The sequence below is a fragment of the Scytonema sp. HK-05 genome, assembly GCF_963872035.1.
GTDB lineage: Bacteria > Cyanobacteriota > Cyanobacteriia > Cyanobacteriales > Nostocaceae > Kalymmatonema.
Window position 1 is genome coordinate 65,094 of sequence record NZ_CAWMYC010000068.1, and the last position, 19,420, is coordinate 84,513.

Genomic DNA, 19,420 nt, shown 5'->3' on the forward strand with positions numbered 1-19,420 from the left:
GGGAGGGTATCTTTGTCATCTTTGAAGTGGCTGGCTAATGCTTTGACTGCTGCACGTCGCACATTCCAAAAATCATCAGCAGTGGCGCGTTCTTTAAGGATGGGGAGGGTATCTTTGTCATCTTTGAAGTTGCTGGCTAATGCTTCGACTGCTGTACCTCGCACATACCAATAATCATCAGCAGTGGCGCGTTCTTTGAGGATGGCGAGGGTACCTTTGTCATCTTTGAAGTTGCTGGCTAATGCTTGGACTGCTGCACCTCGCACATCCGAATTATCATCAGCAGTGGCGCGACCTTTGAGCCAGGCTAGGGTATCTTTGTCATCTTTGAAGTTGCTGGCTAATGCTTGGACTGCTGCACCTCGCACATCCGAATTATCATCAGCAGTGGCGCGACCTTTGAGCCAGGCTAGGGTATCTTTGTCATCTTTGAAGTTGCTGGCTAATGCTTCGACTGCTGCACCTCGCACATCCGAATTATCATCAGCAGTGGCGCGACCTTTGAGCCAGAGGAGGGTTGCGGGGTCATCTTTCCAAGTCGTTGCAACTGCTGTAACTGCTTGGGTACGAATTTTCCGAGCTAGAATTTTCTTCAGGGAATCACTCGTGGAGTTGTAATAGTAATTTAAGTCGTATTTGGTTAAGTCTTTAAAGCGGCTCAGTAATTGCTGAGCAGTTTTTGCAATTACCGTCCTATTCCTCACATCAGAAAGACACTTAGCCGCCAAAAACAAGTTACTAAATTTCTCCGCCTCGCCATTTTGCGCCATTAAATAATCAAGAATTTCGCCAACAAATTTTGGCTCAATCATTCCTGCAACCAGCCGTAAAACTTCATGCCAAGTTTCATCCCGCCAGTGTTTGCCAAAAACTTCTCTCTTGAGTTCTTCAATTTCCAGCGTACGCGATTCTTTAAACTGCCAAACAAACTCCCAAGCACAGAAATATTCCAAAAACGTCCGATGGACAAAGGCATAGTAATCTGCACCCAGGAAACATAACATAAAGTTGCGAGTCCGTAGTTGCTCCCTCATCACCCTCGCAGCTTCTCTGGCTTTATCAACTTCTATGGTTTTTAGATACTCAGTCAAAATCCTTTCTAAATCATTCGCACTTATCAAATTGCCTGCCAAACCTTTTTCACTGGTTTGCATATGGTAAGCAACTTGACGCAACATTGCTTGCTTATCTTTATAATCAATTGTTTTCGGGTCTAACCTCTTATCTTCCACCAAAGCACGTTCCACATCCCATTGATGAAGCAGCACCCGCGATGCTTGATTGTAAAGTTCTGGTCTATCTCTTGGCAGTTCTTGGTTACGATTGAGAATTGCCATCATTGTCAGCAGCAGGGGATTTCCTGCGAGTTCTGCAATCGATTTTGATGAGTCAATTGCTCTTTGCAGCCGCTCTTTTTTTCTATCTCCATCAACCTTATCTGTAAAAGTGTCAGAATGCCAACGATTGATGAAATCCTGAATTTGTTCAGGTTCCAAATCTTGCAGCATGAAATGCTTAAATTCAGCATCTCGCAGCCGTTGTGCTTTGTAGCCAATCACGCGAGAAGTCACGATAACCTGCACATTGGGGTAGTCATTAGTAAAGCGATGAATATCAGTAATAACATCTTCTCGCCTACCAGGGTCAAAAACTTCATCCAAACCATCAAACATTACCAAGGCATTACCAGCCTTGAGTTGTTCCTGCAATTGATGCTGATTGAGGTGAGCGATCGCACCGCTACATTTATGGAAAAATTCCAGAAAGTTATTGCATTCTTTATCTTCCCGTCGCCGCATATAAGCACGTAATTCAATCAGCAACGGAATCGGCAGATGATTTTTCTTCTCAAGCTGATCAAGTGTTTGTTCTACCCAATCTAATGCTAGGTACTGCAATAATGTAGATTTCCCGGAACCAGGATCGCCCAAAACCACGATATATTTATAATTATGCTTGTCCTCGACAATCTCTTTGACAGAACGCACAGTTTGTTCAAAATAATCTCGCTTGTGGCGTTCTAACTCTTCTTGTAAAATTTCTTCTGCTTCTAGTTGGTCACTTTCTCGCAGTCGTCGGAAATGTTCTTTTGGTAGTTCGTGAACTTGTGGCAAAACTTGGTGAACTTGCCGCACATTTTGAGGGATAAACATTAGCCATAACCGCAATTCGTTATAGGCGTAACCACTGGTGTCTAGGCTATCTAGTTTGAGATTGGCGTAGCGCTCCCGAATGGCTTTTTGATATTTGGGTAAGTTAAAATCGGGAATGATCCCAGCAGTCTCTGTAGTGTTTTCTGCAATTTTTTCAAGATTTTTGGAATCCAGAATAGCTCTTAGTTCCGATGAGTCCTGAATAATCGCTTTGACTTTTTTGACGTAACGCTTGCCCAGCTTACTCCAATCAAATTCGTCTGGAAGAGATGATAAATTCAGTTCGTGCCAAATATGTTGTAAAGTGTTCGTATCTAAAGCTTGACACTCATCATGAAAAGGAGTTCCTAGTATTTCTTGAACTCTTTTATCATTGAGAAATTTATGTAGTGGTTTGTTATAATCTCTAACTTGGTTATCAGGAATATCAGCATCTTGTAATTCTTGCTGCACCAGTGCTAAAAATTCTTTGAGTGCTTTGCCAGCAGCAATGTCTATGTCTTCCTTTTTTAATCGCTGTAAAACTTGGCTGGGAATAGCTTTCAATACATCTTTGAGGACATCTTTTAATAAATCTTTGCCTACATCTTGGGCAAATTGTTTCATCACTGGTTGGAAGAGAAACCCAACAGCAGTACTAACTCCCCAAGCCGTTAAGAAGTCTATAGGCATAATACTTGTGTCTGCTCAGCTTTTGACTACAAGTATATACATCCGCCCCAGTCATGTTTCCTGATTTTAGAGTGATTTCAAAAATATCACACTCAGAGGAATGCGATGATTCACATCCTGTACTATCTATTGACAAAATATAATCATTATGGATAATGCATAGCCAAACACTCAGATTCCCGACTTCTTGAAGAAGTCGGGAATCTTGTTGTTCAAGAGAAAAATCTTGAGGATCTTCAGAAAATCCTCAGATTCTTTTTTTATGATTACTTATGTATTAACGTTCAGATAATTTAAATACCTTATATTTAAAGTGTAAATACACATCTGAGCGTTATCAAATGTGTTCTCTACATCACTAGGGTTCTAGAGTCAGTTCTCCATCATGAGTTGTGCTGCTAATATTACAAGTCCCATTGATGACGGGGCTTTGTTGGTCTAACAATAATCTTTGCAAGGAGACGCAGTGATTTTAATTGATTGGACTAATATGGCTCAATCGGTACTACATGAGAATTGGAAGAATTGGTTGCAACAGCATGGATATACCCTTGTCTTCAGCGAATATGTTGAGGATATAGAAATTCAAATGTTTGCGTCTAATCAAACCATATGTTTTGCTGTGTATGCTCCCATCAGTTTTGGCTTAATCTACATTAATATCCCTACTGCTCAAGACGCACTCATGTTGATAGCAAGGCTGAGACAGTTGCTATTGCTACCGTGGGATACAGTTCAAGATGACGGTTCTTCTCCCGACAAGGAAAGCCGTTCTGAAACCTTTCTAACTATAGGAGGTGGAACAATGCAAGAAAAAATTGACACACCAAAAGCCCAAATCTCTCCACAAGAGATGCAACAGGAAGAGGTCATTGACCAACCAACCGTGCTTCAACTTCAAAAAGATACTGCTATTCTAATCGCCTCCCTCAAACAGATGGCGGAACGTAATATTTGCCCAAAAATTGCGTGGCGAGCAATCAAACTGCTCACTCAGTATCAAAAAATTCTCGATCGCCTGCTGGCGCAGTTATAACGTCTAGCTTTACATACAGGAGCATCGCTCCCTAAGATAGTTTTACGCTAAATATTTTAGGAACATTTCAGGAACGCGCTTACTTTAAGCAAAAGTGTCTGGATCTATCCCTAACTCGCGCAATTTCTCTGCCAACCATTGCGCGCGTTGTTCTGCTGCTCTAATGCGTTCTTCTGGTATGGGTTGACATTCTCCCCACGGCTAAAAGCCGGTGGATTCTAAGAATCACTTCTTAGATTTCCTCTTTCTGTGAGTTGACTTGCTTGAAGGAGTTTCCTCACTCAAGTATTGGTCAGTCTCTCCAGAGGCGTTAGTTCCGACGTGACCCGCCGTACGTAGTGCCTTTTCTAATATGTTCCGTGCAGCGTTCCAATCCCTATCTTCAAAAATTTGGGTCTGAAACCCCGTGCTTGTAGCACGGCTTTGCATTTGAATGCTGGTTTTTAAAGTGAATTAAACTTCAAGGAATCGGTTTTGTTGAGCCTCAACTACTTTTGTGGAAATTTCCGGACTTGATACTCGCCTGACTCCACAATGGGGTAGGATTTTCCCATCGCTGCGGTGAACTTTCGCTCAATAGCTTCTAATTCGGCTTGGGGTATAGCTTTCCAATCCTCCTTCGTCGCCCAGTGAATGACCAAAACCACTTCTGTCGCATCGTTGGGATTAATCCAAACTTCTTTACCAAGAAATCCTGGATGTTTAGCCAGCGCCGCTGTCCAAATTTCGGCATCTTTCTGGATATATTTTTCTCTTTGTTCGGGCGGAATTTTCACCTTAAGTAGTTCGATTATCACACTTTTTATTCCCTGTTCGTTTGTCAGAATAGAGCTGTAACCTATATTAATTATCCTTCCACGATAGGTCTATAGAATAGATTTATGAGAAAGGGTCATTTGATTTGAAAAAAGTGATAGAAAGGGATTATGGACAACAACAACTGGATGAAGCAGTTATTAATGCTTGGTATTGGCACAACGTCCGTAGTTGCAGACAAAGTGCGAGAAGTAAGCGACCAACTTGTTAAAGATGGCAAGCTTGATCCCGAGCAAGCCAAGGCGGTTATGGATGATATGGTACAACAGTTGAAGTCGGAGCAGGGAAGCTGGGAAGGCAACATGCAACGACAAATGCGAAATATGTTGCAGGATTTGGGTGTGGCTCGTCAGTCGGAAGTGGACGAACTGCGCGGTAGAATTGACCGATTGGAGCGTCAACTACGCGATTTAGAAAATAAGCTTTGGCGTTAGGGCGTCGTCTGATTTACACTAAGTTTTGTCCTAGTAGTTATCTCATTCCTAGACTACTAAGTAGAGAGGACTGATTTTGAAAGCGATTTTACTCAGCATCGGCTTCATGCTGGTTTGTGTTTTGGTTTTAGTATTGGCGCAAATTGGCGGTAACAAACAGGATATCGCCGTTGCTGCCCAGTTAAGCGAAACGACTCCAGCACCCATCCAGGTACAAGAAAACAAGACCCTAATTGCGAGCAAAACTATGTCTGAAAATAATGTCGTCACCACGCCCTCTGGGCTTAAGTACATTGAGTTAAAAGAGGGGACTGGGGCGACTCCCAAAACTGGACAGACGGTTGAGGTTCACTACACTGGTACTCTCGAAAATGGTACCAAGTTCGATAGTTCACGCGATCGCAACCAGCCATTTAAATTTAAACTTGGTGTTGGACAAGTCATCAAAGGCTGGGACGAAGGACTGAGTACTATGAAAGTAGGCGGACGTCGTCAGTTAATCATACCCCCAGAGTTAGGTTATGGCGCTCGTGGTGCTGGTGGTGTCATCCCACCCAACGCCACCCTAAATTTTGATGTGGAATTGCTCGGAGTTAAGTGATAGCTAATATAGCAATCCTACTTGATTTGTGTGAAAGTGCCTGCGCTAAGCGCATAAATTGAAACGCTTAGATTCCCGACTTCGTAAAAGTTGTCGGGAATCTTGTTGTTCACTCAGTTTCAATAATTGTTCGGTTTGGCTAAATTTTTAAACTTGGTAAATTGTGGGTCAAACAAGAGTCTAACATTACCTGTGGGACCGTTGCGGTGTTTAGCTACTATGACCTCGGCAATTCCTCTCTCAGGGCTATCGCTGTTATAGTAATCATCTCTGTACAGCATTAACACTAAATCTGCGTCCTGTTCGATACTTCCACTTTCTCTCAAATCGGATAACATGGGACGCTTGTTAGTGCGTGATTCTACTCCTCGACTCAACTGAGATAGAGCAATCACTGGGACAGATAATTCACGCGCTAAACCTTTAATACTTCGGGTAATTCTTGATATTTCTTGCACACGATTATCCCCCGCTCCTTCCATCAATTGCAAGTAATCTATGATAATTAGTCCCAGTTCTGTACCCAATTCCGCTTGCAAGCGCCGCGCCTGACTCCGCATTTCTGTGACTGTAATATTCGGCGTATCGTCAATAAAAATTGGCATTTCCGAGAGCATACCAATAGCGCGGCTTAAAGGTTCCCATTGAGTTTGACTGATGCGTCCACTCCGCAAATAACCACTTTCAATTCCCGCTTCACTCGCCAACAGCCGCTGCACCAGTTGTTCTTTTGACATTTCCAAGCTGAAAACAGCAACTGGTAATTTATAGGAAGCTGCAATATTATGAGCGATATTCAAACAAAAAGCGGTGTTGTGAACACAAATATCATTGGCAACAAAATTGTGGGTAACAGGAATTGTCAAGTCATACACTTGTTTGTATCCCACTGATTCTATAGAAACGATTTCATCCCAATAGACATCTCCTGTGGCTAATTGTTGTAAGGATAAATCTTCTAATGTATTTGCCATCAAAAAATGTTCTCGTGATAAAGCTTGTTTGTCCACATGAATATCTGTGTGTGCTTTAATTTCTGCCCGACGCGCTAAAACTGTCCACGGTTCTTTACCTTTGGCTGCTGTTATCTCCTGGGATGTTTCTACTGCAATGAGATCATACAGCTCTTTGTATTTAAATGGAGTACACCCCTCCCCAACCCTCCCCTTGGTAAGGGGAGGGTGCGCGACAGCGCGGGTGGGGTATCTGTGTACTTCACTAACTTGCAATCTGCTGTAATTAGTTTGATATTTTTTATCAATTAAAGCTGCTTGTACGTGCAACAGGGCAGTTTCTTTGCCAAAGATACCAATTTCTGAGAGAAAAGTTTTAATAGATTGGGCATCAGTTATATCTAGTTGCCAAGCTTGTCTACGAGTGTCTTTGTATTTAACAGACCGCTTGTTCAAAGTCGCAATGATGCCAAACCTCAGCAGCAGATGTTGTACCTGTCTTGCCAGTTTCTCGCTAACAGTGCAATACCCTAATTGTGCCTGACCACTTGCAAGCACCGTAGCCCAACCATCTGTGGCAAACAGGCGATTGAGGAATAAAGAAACTTGCGATCGCTCTAGTTGAAAGATACAAGCAGGAATTCTTTTTTCATCAGCTTTTTTGCCCCATAGCGCCTGATTCTCCAGCCACTCAGTGAGAGGATTGTTTCCCCCTTCACATATAGCAGCATACAGTATTGAGGAACGCTCAGGGCGAGTTTCTATGCAAACTTTCAGTTGAGGAGAAAAGCTGATAACAGCATTTTGGAAATCTTCCTGAATCAAAGGGTTTATATTTGTCAATTCAGGTGTTGTGTCTCTCAAACAACCATCTGCTATAAAGTAGGCAAGTAGTTTGACTTCACATTCACGAATTGTTTTTGTACCAAATACATTTATTCTGCGAGGTACAGCAATTTTATCACCTACTTTCAGTTCTGAAAGTGGACGCCATCCATCAAGAGTCAAATAAGGATGAGTCATGGTAGTTTCAACATATCGCCCCAGTCGAGTTGTGACGCCTAAAACTGGTTTGATACCGTCATCGACAAATGCAGATGGTTGAGCAATCTCTAATTTCCAATCATTTGTTAAGGTTAGTAGATCTGCTTGACGACGATGATAAATTTCTTCGATAGTAGAAATGGAACCATCTGCTAGAAGAATTTCTGTGTTATGTGCTATACATTTCCCCATTGATGGGCGACCAGCAACAATAATCAAATCAGAACGCTGAAAACCACTGGTCATTCCATCTAAATCGTAAAAGCCGCAGGGAATTCCTGGTAAGGCGACACCTTGATGGCGAGTTTCAATATCTTGAAAAGTATTAATTAGGGTGTCAGAAATGTGAACCAGACCAACTTGAGGGCGTTCTTGAGTGACGTTGAACACTTTTTGTTCTGCTTGGTCTAAAACTATTGGTAATTCGGTTTCTGTCTGGTAGCCCAAATGCACTATTTCATTACCAGCTTTGATTAACCGACGCCGCAGGTATTTTTCCATCACCAACTCGGCTAAAGCGTCGATGTTGACGGCTGACACTGTGCGGTCTACTAGTGTTGCTAATTTATTTCTACCGCCAACACGCGTTAGAATATCGTGGTCGTTTAGCCAATTTATCACCGCAAGCAAGTCTGTGGGCTTACCTTCACTGTGTAGGCGTTGCGCTGCTTTATAGATATCTTTATGAGCGTTGATGTAAAAAGCTTCTGGAATCAGGCGATCGTTCACTCTGCTGATTGCTTCCGGATCTAGCAAAATCCCCCCCAGTATCGCTTCTTCCGCCTCAATGTTTTGGGGAGGGAGGCGATCCATACCATTACCTTGAAAGTTTAGTTCTTCAGACATAAATGAATTTAGATTTTAAATTTTAGATTAGGTTCAACTATTATCCTTATAGACCAAAATCTACATTAAGTGTGCAAGAAAGCGCATACGCAGGGTTCCCCAGCTTTTAAAAAGTGTCCAACACAAAGCAGGTTTAAGAAGGAGATAAAGAGAGATTTGGAATAATTTCCAGTTCTTTATAACCTGTTTGTTGGTCTGGCGTTCTGAGAAAGGTGTATTCTTCGCTGATACCGATGACTATTTCGGCGGTTGTGTAGATAATGCATCCATCGTCGAGATGTCCGCCGATGGTTTTTCCTTGTTTGTCAGAAATTGCAATGTGAAGATGAACGCCAGTGGTGGCTATTGTACCGTTAAGAGAAAGAATTTCAAATTTGTCAGATAAGACTGTACTTGTGTCTTGATTGGCAAAGCGAATTGTTGCCACCTTTAAGCTGCCAATCGCAGTTAATATAAACCCTGCTTTAATATTTTCCTGCAAGGTAAAATTCTTTAAACTTTGTTTTAAATCTTCGTCTGGTTTGAGTCTAAAAGCAAATATTTTCATTGGATATTATGGATTCCGGCATTAAATAAATATTAAATTCTAAATGACAATACGCTGGTGAGCCGCATCCTGGCAATATAATTTCTTTATCAATTAGATAAAATTATATGTTTAATTTATGACCGAGTCAATACAGAGAACCTATGTAAGAACACGGTTTCTCAAATATGCTGTTAATACTATACTGTGTGTTTGAGGAGTTTGAATATGTTAGGATGAGTGCTTCAATGCAAAAGTTTGAAAGAACAAGTTGAGTTGATATGACAATTTTGAGAAAAAAAATCGTCATGACGTTTATACGATGTGACTTGCAAAAATCTCTTACATTTGTTAAATAATTTCCCCAAAGTTTAGGATTATGTTTACAGGTGCATTTAGTGGAGTAGATTTATATCAACACGCTTATAGAACGAGAGTAGTTTCTAGTATCAATAACTGTTTATGACCTATAGCAATTATATAATTATCTCTTGTTTGTCATTGGATAATCTGATATAAAAATTCCTAATTGAACTCCTTTTGACAACAATTTAGTCGAGTCAAATGGTGTAGTAAAATCTGGAAAATTGTAGTTTTCAACACGAAATATACATAGACAAATAAAGTACATTAGTTGTCTACTTTAGTCTGTGTACCCTACCCTACGGAAAGCTGTTGCGCTTTCTCGCACGCTGCACGTAATTCGTAGCTCCGACCCAAGACACACGCGTCTACGGAGTCTACGGAAAGTCGTTCTCTAAATGTATGTATTGTTTGTGACAACAATTCAGTGGCTTGGCATAGATTGTAGGACAATCTAAAGAACTCGGGATTAGTACGGAGGATATTTTAATATGTTGCCTAATCAATTAAAACGATTGGAGCGAGAAGATGATGTGATTTTGTTAGAAAATAAAATATTTAATGCGGTTCAAATTGTCAATCAAGTGCTTCAAGATTTTGAACCCAAGGGAAATGATTTAAATTTCTGTTGTAAAGATAAATTTCTTAAGAAATATTTCAAGAAAAGGAATGTCCAAGGCATATTTAATAGAGTAGAATGGCAATTTTCACTCAGACGAGGAATCCAATGTGAACTCCTCCTACCTGGTAATAATGGTAGACAAAAAGGCAAACTTGAGATTAGGATCACTTTAGACTTTTCTCCATCAAAAAAACAATTTTCATCCATGAGTGATGGTGAGAGTATGTCTGACTCTCTATCAATTACAGATAGTAAGAGTTCCAAGAATTTTGAGATAAAAGTTTCGTTAGACTTTTGTCCTGACGAAATGATTTCAACAGAAATGCATGACCAAAACTCCTTGCATTTCTATTCCTCTAACAGTGAGGAAATATATGTTCCCATGCGACCAATATTAATGCCAAATCTGTGGGAAAACTCCAGTAGAAACTAACGTGACTATCGACTATATTATCCTGCTGGCTGTTGGTGGTACCAACGACATTAGTCACTTACAACTTATTCAAGGTAAGACAGCCCTGCAATTAATTGCAGGGCTATTAAGTGAAATACAGGTTATTGTAGGGGCGTAGCGCAAGCATTGCTGCTTTGTAAGAGCCACGCCCGACATCGAAAATCGCTATCTAGTCCCTAAGGGGTAGGTACTTGAGCGTTTTGGCGTGAGATTGCTATCCCAATTGACTTAGCCAAGGACTGACATCTACCGCTAACTTTTGCCCCAGCTTCAACAACTGACGGCACTGAGCGATATCCTGACATGCAGCAGTTTTGGCAACAAAGACTGGCACAATCTGACTGTACAGACAGCTATAGTACAGTTCTTGAGAGCGCTCAAGGGAGACGCCAAGATTTAACTGATTTGCCAGATCAATTAACCGCTCTAGGCGTTGCAAATCTGCATCAAAACTGCCGTTGGGATCATGCAACAATTGCCAGAGACAACGCAATATCAACTGCTCTAAGATCTGCTTACCTTCGGGAATATTCAGATGACAGTGCAGGTGCTTGGCTTCTGTGGCGATCGCCTCTAACTCGACTATGTGATTCCAACTTGATGACGGTTCAGCAATGTCTTGCTCAAGCAAGCGTAAACTCATCATGCACCGATACCCCAAGGCAATTTCCGCTGCAACCTGCAACTCTTGTGGCGCAGGTAGTCCATCGCGGTGGAATGCCATCAACACCCCGTAATTATCACGATATGCTTGGGTATAAAGTTGGTCTAAACGTGACAGGGTTTCTTGACTCAACAGGTGCATGAGTCGGTGGCGTTCTTCAGCAAAGAGATTTTGTAAGCTAAAAGACTCTTCGCCAAATAGCTGCGTCATCACTAGGATCATGTGAGCTGCACTAGCCTGTTGCAGCGCTCCAAACAGCTTTTCTTTTAACTGAGTGTAGGCACGTCGTCCCTGGAAGGGTTGAATGCAACAGTGGAAATCCCAGCCACCAAGATGCAGAACAGCAAACACCAACTCTTCGCTTTCCCAGGTAATTTCTGACACTAGGCTCAAATTTCCCACTGCCAGAGTCAATGATCCCATCCGTTGCAATTGGTAATCTACCTCGTTAGCGGTGTAGCAATAAACCCGCTTTTGGTATGGATGAGAATGTTTGATGGAACAACTGTGTCCATTTTGTAGAGATGTTGGATGCAACGCCTCTACAGGCTTATGATTGGCAAACAGTGAAGTCAGGGCGTACTGGGCTGCAACTTGTTTAAAGCTGACTTGAGCTGTTAGTACCAACTGGCGATACACTTCGCCACCGTGTTTGAACAAATCAACATTACTAGCTGCTTGGTTTAGGCGTTTGACAAAGCCTTTTTCCAATTGCACGCCAGCCACATCCCCTGCAAGTTCTAAAGCACGGGCAGCGTAACGCAGAATTTGCGTTCCTTCTGGACGCGAAAGTTCTTCAAAAAACCATCCGCAACTGGTGAACATCAGCAAAGCATGACGTTGCATTTCCAGTAGGCGTAGGGCGTCTACTTGTTCAGCAGATGAGAGTTTATGAGTTTGGTGACGCGAGAGGAACTTACTCACGTTTTCTGGAGAGCGATCGCGTATCACCTGGATATACTCATCGCGTGCTTGCCAGGGATCGCGGAAAAACAGTTTGCCATGTTCTTCATACACCAGAATCAGGCGATCGCGCAGCCAATTCAAGGCATCCCGCAAGGGGCGACGCCATTTTTGGTGCCATGTGCCACCACCACCGCAACCACAATCATCCTGCCATCTATCGACACCGTGGGCGCAACTCCACGCTGTGACTGGCTTTAATTCCACTTCCCATGTGGGAGTATTCAAGCTGAGGTAGTGGGCAAAGTTGGTGACTGTCCAACCCCAATGAGGAAACTCTTTTGTAAAGGCGTAGGCTAATGTTTTCTCTGTTCCTCCCTTATGATGTCCAAACGTTTCCCCATCTGTGCCAACAGAAATTAACTGTGCAGGGCGATGATCCCCACGCACTGCCGAACCAATGCGTCCTGCTAAGTGACTGGAATTGAACAGGACATCACTAAAACCCATATCCCGCGAGATGGGACCATCGTAGAAGAAGATATCAATATAGGGTCTGTCCTTTGTCATTTGTCCCTTGTCATTTGTCCTTTTTCCTTCGTCTGATAAAGGATCAATGACGAATGACGAATCACTCTCTTTCAAGAAGCAGCGATAAGGACGTGTGGGATCAATCTGATTTCCGCCAACTTCGTGCCACTCAGGGTTGGGATTATCCTTGGTGGGCAACAGACGGCAACGTTGTGCTTGCGATGGTGCAAGGACAATAAAGCGAATTCCTTCGTCCACTAATGCTTGCAAAGTTGCATAGTCTACAGCAGTCTCTGCCAGCCACATTCCTTCGGGATCGCGTCCAAAGCGGGATCGGAAGTCTTCTTTGCCCCAGCGGATTTGAGTGTATTTGTCGCGATCGTTCGCTAGGGGCATGATGATGTGGTTGTATACTTGCGCGATCGCATTGCCATGCCCGTTGAGGCGATCGCTACTCTTGCGATCCGCTTCCAAAATTCGCTGATAAACCTCTACATCGTGGCGTTCTAGCCACGACATCAGGGTCGGTCCAATATTAAAGCTCAAATACTCATAGTTATTTACGATCCCCACCACTTCGCTTCGGTCATTTAATACCCTGGCAAAGGCATTGGGACGATAGCATTCGTGGTGAATTCGTTCGTTCCAATTATGGAAAGGCGCTGCACCCGCTTGACGTTCAATCGAGTCTAGATAAGGGTTTTCGCGTGGTGGCTGGTAAAAGTGCCCATGAACAGTGACGTAAACACCTGTAGCTTGTCTCAGGGGATCAAGCATTTTGGTGTTTTTGATATTTTCAGGTGGCGTCAAATTTGAACCAGCACTAGCTGGCAGTTCAGCAGCAGAAGTCATGGAGTATTTCCAAAAGAATAAACAGTCCTTGCAGTTGCGTCCAAGATAATGCTTACAAACCTTCCTACAGCGGCATTCCAACAACAATTGGTACAGACAACAACTATGAGATAGAACCAAATTTCGAGGTAGCGGTTTTCGTGTTGGGGGTAATCTGCATTATCCAGCAGTCATTTGCCCTGTGCAATCAACCATCGACCAAACCCATATTAAGGGTTTTGTCGTTGGTGCTGCCAAAAATTTAATCGTCTTTTAATATATTAAACCGCATCCTTGGTGTAGAATTTTGGGTTTATTGGAAACTTTTGCAACAAAAGATTGCAAATTCTACTCATACCGCAATCTTATTTTACAAATCTCGCTCTAGAAAGCAAACAGTACAATCTTGAAACCGCTCAAAGAGAGGGTTGGGAGTATTCTAGAGTCTGGTCTACACAAGTGCTGAGTGCTAAGTACTGAGTGCTAAGTGTATATTGTTTGTTACTTAACACTTCTTACTCATGACTCAGAACTAGTTGAGGACTACCTCCTCACGCAACTGTCTCTAATACTTTCAGCTCAAAATAACAAATGTCAGGTAAAAACATTGTATTTTTGGTTCTGTTACTGTTTATTCCGGTTTCCATCGCGGCTCATTACTTGAAGTGGGGAGACCTAACAGTTTTCATCACAGCGAGTTTAGCCATTTTGCCTTTAGCAGCTTGGATGGGCGCAGCCACAGAAGAAATTGCTGTCGTGGTTGGTCCATCGCTGGGGGGGTTGTTAAACGCCACTTTTGGCAATGCTACGGAACTGATTATTGCCCTAGTTGCCCTAAATGCGGGACTGGTGGATGTGGTCAAAGCCAGTATCACGGGATCAATTATCGGCAACTTACTACTGGTGATGGGTCTTTCGATGCTTTTGGGCGGACTGCGCTACAAAGAACAGACATTTCAGCCGATAGTGGCGCGGGTAAACGCTTCTTCGATGAATCTGGCGGTGATTGCGATTTTACTGCCTACAGCGATGAAATTTAGCGCTCAGGGAATTAGCCAAAACACACTGCAAAATCTGTCCCTTGCTGTTGCTGTGGTACTGATTCTCGTCTATGCTCTAACTCTGTTATTTTCCATGAAAACCCACTCTTATCTTTACGAAGTGGGGATCGTAGAAACAGTGGAAGACGAAACCCATCACGGCAAGCCAAATATTTGGTTGTGGACTGGGGTGTTGCTAATATGTACCCTTTTAGTGGCATTGGAATCAGAATTGCTTGTCAATTCTTTAGAAGTCGCCACATCCCAGTTGGGTTTGACGGCGCTGTTTACAGGGGTCATCCTTGTGCCGATTATTGGTAACGCTGCTGAACACGCGACAGCTGTGACTGTGGCAATGAAGGATAAGATGGATCTTTCCGTTTCCGTGGCGGTGGGATCAAGTATGCAGATTGCCCTGTTTGTTGCTCCCTTTTTAGTTTTAGCAGGGTGGGCATTAGGTCAACCGATGGATTTGAATTTCAACCCGTTTGAATTGGTGGCTGTGGCTGTAGCGGTGTTGATTGCTAATAGTATTAGTTCCGATGGTAAGTCAAACTGGTTAGAAGGCACATTACTATTAGCGGCATATACAGTATTGGGGTTTGCTTTCTACTTCCTTCCAGTTGTTGATAGTCTGGGGTAGTTGTCACGCCGAAGCGTATCAGCAGCATTTTTTCAAATGTTTGCGACAGATAATCCCCCCGCCCCCTAGTTGAGGCTTTGGGGGGATTGCTTTTGTCAAGTGGAGTATTTCAGTTGTTCAACAAAAGCCGTTTGCCAATGTTTTTCTAGTCATGGAATGTATGCATTTGTAAAAATTTCATTCACAAAGCAACTCCAAACATAATAATATTGATAGCTTTTTGTCAATGCGTAAGTTTTAGCCGTTATCAGCAAGCTTTCGCTGATTGCTTTTGCGATTCAGCCTATGAGTGATTTGCTTACATTCTTTTCCATTTCTATCTCAAAAGTGCATAAGTAGATTTTTCTTACATCTATATAAAACGGGAACTCTGCGAACTTAATTTCCCTTCAGCAACTCTAGTTGGGCTTTTGCACATAATCGAACTTCTGGTGTAAGCCCTAATGAAAACTAAAATTGACACTTTTGTTAACACAGACAGTGGAAAAGGTCATATGTTGAAACTACATTTTAAACGAGCAGACAAGACAAAGAAGCTTATGCAAACAATCATGACAACATTAGGTGTTGCCATGATTATTATTGTGATGACTATGTGGCAAACTCCAGCAATGGATGCCACCTTAGTCAGAAAAAACGTTGTTGACTTGACTCCACAAGAAAAAGCCGACTTTGTGAATGCTGTTAAAACATTAAAAAACACAATCCCACCAGGCAGTAATGTCAGTCTCTATGACCAGTTTATTGCAGTCCATCTGGGAGCTATGACATTCTCGTCAATGCTTCCCGGAGGCATCGATGTACAGAACCAAGATATGACCTTACAAGCCTCCGGATCTGCAGCAGGAGCTGATGCGGCTCATGGAAATGCGGGATTTCTGCCTTGGCATCGAGAATATTTAAGACGATTTGAAATCGCTTTGCAGTCAGTCAATCCTAGTGTCACCATCCCCTACTGGGATTGGACAGATCCTAAAGCCCTAGACGTTATCTTTCAACCCGATTTTTTAGGAACGAATGGCTCAGAAGTCACAATCAACGTTCCAGGTCAAGGTAGTTTTGAAGGTGGTGCTGTGCAGTCGGGTAATTTTTCCGAAGCTAATGGCTGGGTTCTCAACGAGGACTTACATATTAACGTATTTACAAACGAAACTTTGGGCAAGTCACTCTTACGCTTTCTACAAGTACCTCCTTTTGAGAAGTATCCCCTACCGCAGGCAGAAATAAATACGTTGCTCAACATCAATGACTATATTACGTTTCGCCGCGCCCTAGAAGGAGAGATTGCCCTTAATCAAAACAGTAATTATACTTTTGAAGTATTTGCAGATCCATTCGGTAATCAATTTGGATTAGTCACTCATAACTACATTCATTCATTAATCGGTGGGGCTCTTTCTGACTTAACTCAATCTCCGCCGGCTTTAATTGCACCATTAGGTACCATGAGCCAGATTCCTAGTTCGCCGTATGATCCAGTTTTCTGGCTGCTTCATGCTAACGTAGATCGTCTTTGGGCTGAATGGCAAAAGAAAGGTCACAAAGGTAGCGATTTTTACCCATCAGCTAATCAGCCTTACGGGCACAATCTCAACGACCGAATGTGGCCTTGGGACGGAGGTCAATCCACTCCAAGAAATTTAGGTCGGGTGGACGTAAAACTCTACTTACCAGCTTTTGCACCTGATGATATTGTTACACCAAGAGACACTCTCAGTGTCCGGAAGTACGGCTACACTTATGACACTCTTGTAAAAAAATTTCCAAATCAAGTTCAACATTAGGTCTTTTTGGTTTGGGTGCTTTGGGTGCAGCTTTTCTATGGCGGTGCAAATGGTCATATTAAGGCAATTCATTCCATAGAAAGAGCTATTCTCTTTATAGAGAAGTGAACAGCGCTACAGGCATCCCCCTAGCGGGTGAGCCAATAGAGGCAAAAATCTAGCCAAGGGAGTAGGGAGAGAAAATTCTTTTCCTACCTCCCCATATTTCTCATATAAACTTAGTGCGATTTCGGTATATGAGAATATGATGGTTTTGCGGTGTAGCGGAATTATTATCCGTTACCTTCTTACCTACTGAGATACTACCCCAACAGGGTACTGCCAAAGCGAGTCCGTTAACATTACCCTAGAAACGTGGAAACAAAGTTCATGAGCATGAATAATATCCGTAGAATATTACCGAGCAACTCATGAGTGTTTATGTGGGTATGGACTGCCACAAGAGCTAAAACAACCCGATTGGGTAAGTTAATTCTTTGGCAATCCAAATACGGTTGAAATGTGTAAAAAATAGTTTTATAAATTATAAAAATAGTTTTATAAATTAATTGTATGGAAGAATCTAAAAATCAACCAAAACCTGAAGAGCAACGTAAGGCACAACCTGAGGCAAAGCCTAAATCACAATCTGAGGCACAACCTGAGGCAAAACCTAAATTACAACCTGAGGCAAAACCTGAATTACACTCTCTAATCAAGCCGACTGCCATCAGTTCTGGTTCTGGTCTGCCAACTCTACGGTTTGGTGACAGAGGTGATTCTGTAAAAGCCCTACAGCGACTTTTAGTGTCTAATGGCTACTTTGTTAAAATCGATGGAGTTTACGGTGCGCTCACAGAGGCTGCTGTTAAAGCCTTTCAAAGTGGGCGTGGTCTCAGGGCGGACGGAGTTGTTGGTCCAAGAACTTGGGGCATTTTGACAGCCTAGTACCGCTGCCTTGGAATTCATGCATTCAAAAAGCTTACATCATAAGCTTTTCGCTTCCTTTGTGTAGACGCACAGCGGTGAGACAGCGAGCAGTTCTGAGGAGGAGCCAGCGCTATGCAGGAGGGTTTCCCTCATGTGCCACTTCCGTGCGGGGGTTCCCCCCGCCCTTGGAAAGTGGCGTCAGGCGACTGGCGTTGGTTTCCCTCCGGGAGAAACTGCGGTGCTACAGGAGGGCTTCGCCGTGAGCCTCGCCGAACTCCGAACGGTTTCCCGAACTCACAGCGACTGCGTAAGCGCAAAGCGCAGGCGCAGGCAACGCGTAGCGTGTCCGTGCCTCCTCCTCCCTTCGGGAGAGCAACGCTTACGGAGGAGCAACGCTTACGGCGCAGCCGTGCCGCACCGCGAGGGACTCACCCGTAAGCGCAAAGCGCTTACGGGTATAGTAGCTTTCTTGCCGCCCGACGTACTAGTCAGAAAATGAGTCAATCTATTGTCAGTTATGAATTATGAAAGTTTTTATAACTCATAATTCATAATTTTTTATCAGTTCTACTTCACAATCTTTAAGAAAACTTTGCTAATTTGTAAATGATTTATATTTCATGCTTTTTGTTTACACCTTTAGGAAGGATAAATACTTAAGTATTCTATTTCACTGATTCTTTGAAAAGTATTTATTAGATTTTTTTATTTTTAAGTACTGTCTATTCCGGAATCGCAGCAATTTTTCCTGTCAAAGGAAACATGGGTGTTAGTAAAATGAAATACAATGACAGATATTGCCCTGCTGATGACGGGCGTGTTAACAACAGGACAACCATCCCCGCCCATTGCACCGGAACTTCCACTCGTTCAGCGAGACAGTGATCACAAGAAGTCAACACAATGGCAGCTATCTCAGATAGTTCCAACTGCTCAAATTACACCACCTGAATTTATGCAGCCTGAAGCGACTGCCCAAGCTGCCGCGTCAATAATAACTATAAAAAATGAAAGTACACTTAATCCAATAGAAATAAATATTCTCTCTGAAATCTCTTGCCTAGTTGGCTCTAGGAATTTTCAGGTTTTAAGGAAGGACAATAAACATGTCATTGCACCTTTGAGCTTTCATGTGTGTCCACCAGAAATGCTTTTGTCTAGTGAGCCTATCCCGAAATTGGTAGCCCAGTGGGGAAACACTGTCCGAAGTTTTCAAAAAAGCCCGCTTAAAGAAAGTAAGAAGATTATGCTTGCTTCTACTTATTTTGTCGGATTCCAACTAGCATCGGACAATCTCCCGACCACGGTTCCTTCTCGGCGCGCGCAAAGACCTACTGGCAAACAAGGTAGTGATCAGATCAGGACTCAAATGTATGATAGCCAATCTTTGCCCGCTTTGGGTTTTGGTGACTCGGGTGTTGCTGTCAGAGTCCTGCAACGACTGTTATTGTCTAGTGGTTATAGTGTTCGAGTTGATGGAATGTTTGGTGCCCTAACGGAGGCTGCTGTCAAAGCCTTCCAAAACAAGCGGAATTTAGTAGTGGATGGCATCGTTGGTCAAAGAACTTGGTACGAGTTGACAAGATAGTCATTAG

15 protein-coding genes and 1 pseudogene are annotated in these 19,420 nt (G+C 42.8%); 10 read left to right on the top strand and 6 right to left on the bottom strand.

Annotated features, from left to right (window positions below; all coding sequences use genetic code 11):
• The coding region (locus tag AACT52_RS09970) for an NACHT domain-containing protein (protein ID WP_233153901.1) at positions 1–2,825 on the bottom strand (2,825 nt) is incomplete at its 3' end.
• 490 nt (positions 2,826–3,315) lie between these two features.
• Between AACT52_RS09970 and AACT52_RS09975 the strand changes: the two genes are divergently transcribed.
• A complete protein-coding gene (locus tag AACT52_RS09975; protein ID WP_073630520.1) occupies positions 3,316–3,861 on the top strand; it encodes a hypothetical protein in 546 nt (181 codons plus the stop codon).
• Between the two features lie 225 nt (positions 3,862–4,086).
• Here the strand turns inward: AACT52_RS09975 and AACT52_RS09980 are convergent.
• Together AACT52_RS09980 and AACT52_RS09985 are read right to left on the bottom strand one after the other, a co-directional pair.
• Positions 4,087–4,245, bottom strand: a pseudogene (locus tag AACT52_RS09980) (RNA-guided endonuclease TnpB family protein); the annotation flags it as partial.
• Between the two features lie 104 nt (positions 4,246–4,349).
• A complete protein-coding gene (locus AACT52_RS09985; RefSeq protein ID WP_073630524.1) occupies positions 4,350–4,658 on the bottom strand; it encodes a TIGR03792 family protein in 309 nt (102 codons plus the stop codon).
• A 129-nt stretch (positions 4,659–4,787) separates the two neighbouring features.
• Here AACT52_RS09985 and AACT52_RS09990 point away from each other — a divergent pair, with 129 nt between their 5' ends.
• Together AACT52_RS09990 and AACT52_RS09995 are read left to right on the top strand one after the other, a co-directional pair.
• Positions 4,788–5,111: a phasin family protein gene (locus AACT52_RS09990; RefSeq protein ID WP_073630526.1), complete on the top strand. Its 324-nt coding sequence runs from the start codon at positions 4,788–4,790 to the stop codon at positions 5,109–5,111.
• Positions 5,112–5,187: 76 nt separating this feature from the next.
• A complete protein-coding gene (locus AACT52_RS09995) occupies positions 5,188–5,712 on the top strand; it encodes an FKBP-type peptidyl-prolyl cis-trans isomerase (protein WP_073630528.1) in 525 nt (174 codons plus the stop codon).
• 119 nt (positions 5,713–5,831) lie between these two features.
• Here the strand turns inward: AACT52_RS09995 and dnaB are convergent, their stop codons facing one another.
• Entirely contained in the window at positions 5,832–8,555 is a 2,724-nt protein-coding gene (gene dnaB, locus AACT52_RS10000) for a replicative DNA helicase (protein ID WP_073630530.1), read from the bottom strand.
• A gap of 133 nt (positions 8,556–8,688) precedes the next feature.
• Entirely contained in the window at positions 8,689–9,102 is a 414-nt protein-coding gene (locus AACT52_RS10005) for a PPC domain-containing DNA-binding protein (protein WP_073630532.1), read from the bottom strand.
• An 833-nt stretch (positions 9,103–9,935) separates the two neighbouring features.
• Here AACT52_RS10005 and AACT52_RS10010 point away from each other — a divergent pair.
• Positions 9,936–10,499 (top strand): KGK domain-containing protein, encoded by a 564-nt coding sequence (locus AACT52_RS10010; protein WP_073630534.1) that lies wholly within the window; start codon positions 9,936–9,938, stop codon positions 10,497–10,499.
• Between the two features lies 1 nt (position 10,500).
• Positions 10,501–10,638 (top strand): hypothetical protein, encoded by a 138-nt coding sequence (locus AACT52_RS10015; RefSeq protein ID WP_158054600.1) that lies wholly within the window; start codon positions 10,501–10,503, stop codon positions 10,636–10,638.
• A 96-nt stretch (positions 10,639–10,734) separates the two neighbouring features.
• Here AACT52_RS10015 and AACT52_RS10020 read toward each other — a convergent pair whose 3' ends face one another.
• Entirely contained in the window at positions 10,735–13,470 is a 2,736-nt protein-coding gene (locus tag AACT52_RS10020; RefSeq protein WP_073630536.1) for a DUF3536 domain-containing protein, read from the bottom strand.
• A gap of 570 nt (positions 13,471–14,040) precedes the next feature.
• On the opposite strand from AACT52_RS10020, the gene cax reads away from it, so the two are divergent.
• The 5 genes from cax (at position 14,041) to AACT52_RS10045 (ending at position 19,413) form a co-directional block, all read left to right on the top strand.
• Positions 14,041–15,132, top strand: a complete 1,092-nt coding sequence (gene cax / locus AACT52_RS10025) for a calcium/proton exchanger (RefSeq protein ID WP_073630538.1) — start codon at positions 14,041–14,043, stop codon at positions 15,130–15,132.
• A gap of 551 nt (positions 15,133–15,683) precedes the next feature.
• On the top strand, positions 15,684–16,916 hold the full coding sequence (locus AACT52_RS10030; protein WP_339374976.1) for a tyrosinase family protein: 1,233 nt from the start codon (positions 15,684–15,686) through the stop codon (positions 16,914–16,916).
• A 552-nt stretch (positions 16,917–17,468) separates the two neighbouring features.
• The gene (locus AACT52_RS10035) at positions 17,469–17,843 is read left to right on the top strand and encodes a peptidoglycan-binding domain-containing protein (protein WP_073630540.1); all 375 of its coding nucleotides are present in this window, start codon (positions 17,469–17,471) and stop codon (positions 17,841–17,843) included.
• Between the two features lie 114 nt (positions 17,844–17,957).
• A complete protein-coding gene (locus tag AACT52_RS10040) occupies positions 17,958–18,263 on the top strand; it encodes a hypothetical protein (RefSeq protein ID WP_143172765.1) in 306 nt (101 codons plus the stop codon).
• A 349-nt stretch (positions 18,264–18,612) separates the two neighbouring features.
• Positions 18,613–19,413: a peptidoglycan-binding domain-containing protein gene (locus AACT52_RS10045; RefSeq protein ID WP_073630544.1), complete on the top strand. Its 801-nt coding sequence runs from the start codon at positions 18,613–18,615 to the stop codon at positions 19,411–19,413.
• Positions 19,414–19,420 lie beyond the last annotated feature (7 nt).

Excerpts from the sequence above, each read along its gene's own strand:
- AACT52_RS09975 (WP_073630520.1), top strand. The coding sequence starts at position 3,316 with ATGGCTCAATCGGTACTACATGAGAATTGGAAGAATTGGTTGCAACAG.
- AACT52_RS09990 (WP_073630526.1), top strand. The coding sequence starts at position 4,788 with ATGGACAACAACAACTGGATGAAGCAGTTATTAATGCTTGGTATTGGC.
- dnaB (WP_073630530.1), bottom strand. The coding sequence starts at position 8,555 with ATGTCTGAAGAACTAAACTTTCAAGGTAATGGTATGGATCGCCTCCCT.
- AACT52_RS10005 (WP_073630532.1), bottom strand. The coding sequence starts at position 9,102 with ATGAAAATATTTGCTTTTAGACTCAAACCAGACGAAGATTTAAAACAA.
- AACT52_RS10010 (WP_073630534.1), top strand. The coding sequence starts at position 9,936 with ATGTTGCCTAATCAATTAAAACGATTGGAGCGAGAAGATGATGTGATT.
- AACT52_RS10020 (WP_073630536.1), bottom strand. The coding sequence starts at position 13,470 with ATGACTTCTGCTGCTGAACTGCCAGCTAGTGCTGGTTCAAATTTGACG.
- cax (WP_073630538.1), top strand. The coding sequence starts at position 14,041 with ATGTCAGGTAAAAACATTGTATTTTTGGTTCTGTTACTGTTTATTCCG.
- AACT52_RS10030 (WP_339374976.1), top strand. The coding sequence starts at position 15,684 with ATGACAACATTAGGTGTTGCCATGATTATTATTGTGATGACTATGTGG.
- AACT52_RS10035 (WP_073630540.1), top strand. The coding sequence starts at position 17,469 with ATGGAAGAATCTAAAAATCAACCAAAACCTGAAGAGCAACGTAAGGCA.
- AACT52_RS10040 (WP_143172765.1), top strand. The coding sequence starts at position 17,958 with ATGCAGGAGGGTTTCCCTCATGTGCCACTTCCGTGCGGGGGTTCCCCC.
- AACT52_RS10045 (WP_073630544.1), top strand. The coding sequence starts at position 18,613 with ATGACAGATATTGCCCTGCTGATGACGGGCGTGTTAACAACAGGACAA.